This is a genomic window from Pseudomonas edaphica, assembly GCF_005863185.1.
Classification (GTDB): Bacteria; Pseudomonadota; Gammaproteobacteria; order Pseudomonadales; family Pseudomonadaceae; genus Aquipseudomonas; species Aquipseudomonas edaphica.
Window position 1 is genome coordinate 1 of sequence record NZ_VBVZ01000789.1, and the last position, 2451, is coordinate 2451.

Consider the following 2451-nt stretch of genomic DNA (forward strand, 5'->3'; position numbering starts at 1 on the left):
CCCACTCCCAGGTCGCGATGAAACTCGCCACCCGCAGCGGCGACCTCGCCTCCACCGTGATGGTGCCTAACTCCCTCGGCCCGGCCGAGCTGCTGCTGCATTACGGCACCGACGAACAACGCAACCACTACCTGCCACGCCTGGCCCGTGGCGACGATATCCCCTGCTTCGCCCTCACCGGCCCACTGGCCGGCTCCGACGCCGGCGCCATGCCCGACACCGGCGTGATCTGCAAAGGTGAATGGGAAGGCAAGGAAACCCTCGGTCTGCGCCTGAACTGGGAAAAACGCTATATCACCCTCGGCCCGGTCGCGACCCTCCTCGGCCTGGCCTTCAAGGCCCATGACCCGGACCACTTGTTGGGTGAGGAAGAAGACCTGGGCATCAGCCTGGCGCTGATCCCCACCGACACGCCCGGCGTGGAAATCGGCCGTCGCCACCTGCCGTTGGGCGCCGCCTTTATGAACGGCCCCAACTCCGGCAAGGACGTGTTCATCCCCCTGGAATTCCTTATCGGTGGCCAGGAAATGCTCGGCAAGGGCTGGATGATGCTGATGAACTGCCTGTCGGTCGGCCGTTCGATCTCCCTGCCTGCGGTCGGTACCGGCGCGGCCAAGTTCACCAGTTTGGTGACCGGCCAATACGCTCAAGTGCGCGAGCAATTCAACGTGCCGCTGTCGGCCTTTGAAGGTATCCAGGAAGCCCTGGCGCGCATTGGCGGCAACGCCTGGCTGATGGACAGCGCGCGCATGCTCACCGCCAACGCGGTCGACCTGGGCGAAAAGCCTTCGGTGTTGTCGGCGATTCTCAAGTACCACCTCACCGAGCGCGGTCGCGAGTGCATCAGCCACGCCATGGATGTGCACGGCGGCAAGGGCATCATCATGGGGCCTAACAACTACCTGGGCCGCAACTGGCAAGGCGCGCCGATCTTCATCACAGTGGAAGGCGCGAACATCCTCTCGCGCAACCTGATGATCTTTGGCCAGGGCGCGATCCGCTGCCACCCGTTCGTGCTTAAGGAAATGGCCCTGGCCGGTCGTGAAGACCATGACCAGGCGCTCAAGGAATTTGACGGCCTGCTGATGCAACATATCGGATTTGCCGTGAGTAACGCCGCCAGCACGTTGGTGCTGAACCTCGGCATCGGGCACTTTGAAAAAGCCCCGGGCAACCGTTTGAGCCAGGGTTATTTCCGTGCATTGAACCGTCAGGCCGCAGCATTCGCCCTGCTCGCCGACTTGAGCATGATGTTGCTCGGCGGCGAGCTGAAACGCCGCGAACGCCTGTCGGCGCGCCTGGGTGATGTGCTGAGCCATATGTACCTGGCCTCGGCTGCGCTCAAGCGTTATCACGACCTGGATTCGCCGGATCACCTGGAGCCGCTGTTTGCCTGGGCCATGGAAGAAAGCCTCGGTGAGTCGGAGCGTGCCCTGGATGAGCTGCTGAGCAACTTCCCGAACAGGGTCCTCGGTTGCCTGCTGCGGGTGATCGTGTTCCCGTTCGGCCGTCGTCACACCGGGCCGTCCGATGCTTTGGACGCCGAAGTGGCTGCGGTGATTGGCCGTGCCAAAGGCGACCCGACCCTGGAAGAGTTGCTGGCGGGTTGCTATCGCCCGCAATCGGCAGAAGACCCGGTGGGTGCCCTGCAACATGCCTACGACCTGCTGGGTGCCAGCCACCCCTTGCAGAAAAAACTCCACACCGCGCTCAAAAGCGGCCAGGTCAAACCGGCCGCCGGCGAGCATGCCATCGACGCGGCGCTGCACGCGGGCGTATTGCAACCGGCCGAAGCGCAAACCCTGCGCGACGCCGAAGCCGCGCGCCGCAAGGTGATCGATGTGGATGATTTCAGCAAGGAAGAGCTGACCCAGGCTGAGGGTAAAGTGCGCTGACCGCTCACACCCTATAAAGCTAAGGTCATATAAATACGGGCGCGAGAGGCATATACTCTCGCGCCCGTTTTTGCTTTAGAGGACTTATCTCGTGTCCAACGTCGTTGCCGATCATCTCGTCTTGCTCGACCACTTGCGCAGCATCCTGGTTGCCGTCGGCGAAGCCGAACAGGTGCCCGAGGAAAGCCACACCCTGTTCCTGGAGCGCTTCGACGAATTGCGCGCCCTGCTGCCGATCGACCCGATCGAGAGCCAGTACCTGGGCCAGGACCTGATGAGCCAGGTCATCCTGCGTTACCCGCAAATCGCCCACCTTGTGCCACGCGACCTGCTGTGGTTCTTCGGCGGTGATTGCCTGCACTTCATGCCCGATGAAGAACTGGACCTGTACCAGGCCCTGGAAGAACGTCGCTTTGAAGCCGAACAGAACGATGAACCGTTCGACTGGAACCAGGAAAAACAGCTGCTGGCCATGCCGCAGGATCAGAGCAAGCACTGATTTTAAATGTGGGAGCTGGCTTGTGTGGGAGCTGGCTTGCCTGCGATGCAGGCGACT

General features: G+C 62.2%; 2 protein-coding genes. Both read left to right on the forward strand.

Annotation, left to right across the window (positions count from 1 at the left end):
* Positions 1-1895, forward strand: a 1895-nt coding sequence (locus FEM54_RS30495) for an acyl-CoA dehydrogenase (RefSeq protein ID WP_138454060.1), incomplete at its 5' end; no start/stop codon positions are given.
* Positions 1896-1986: 91 nt separating this feature from the next.
* Positions 1987-2394: a PA2817 family protein gene (locus FEM54_RS30500; RefSeq protein ID WP_010567536.1), complete on the forward strand. Its 408-nt coding sequence runs from the start codon at positions 1987-1989 to the stop codon at positions 2392-2394.
* Positions 2395-2451 lie beyond the last annotated feature (57 nt).